We start from the raw sequence: 231 nt of genomic DNA, 5'->3' as shown, positions 1-231 counted from the left end.
CGACGGCCCGTTTGCCGACTCCAACGGAGTGGCCGAAGAAGTGGACTACGAGAAGAGCCGCCTGAAAGTGTCCGTTTCCATCTTTGGCCGTGCAACGCCAGTGGAACCCGACTTCGCTCAGGTGGAGAAAGGTTAACCCTTCTGTTCACTTTTTAGCTCTTGCGGAAGGCGCGAAATTTACGTATAATTTCGCGCCTTTTGTTTTTATGTGCCCGCAACGGCATATAAATC

General features: G+C 51.9%; 1 pseudogene. It reads left to right on the top strand.

Annotation, left to right across the window (positions count from 1 at the left end):
- Positions 1-136: pseudogene (gene nusG / locus KVT28_RS27185) on the top strand (transcription termination/antitermination protein NusG); the annotation flags it as partial.
- Positions 137-231: the final 95 nt, after the last annotated feature.

It is taken from the genome of Pantoea sp. GbtcB22, from assembly GCF_019091025.1.
Taxonomy (GTDB): Bacteria; Pseudomonadota; Gammaproteobacteria; order Enterobacterales; family Enterobacteriaceae; genus Pantoea; species Pantoea leporis.
The sequence above is the reverse complement of the archived record's forward strand: the minus strand, read 5'-3'. Positions and strand labels throughout refer to the sequence as shown.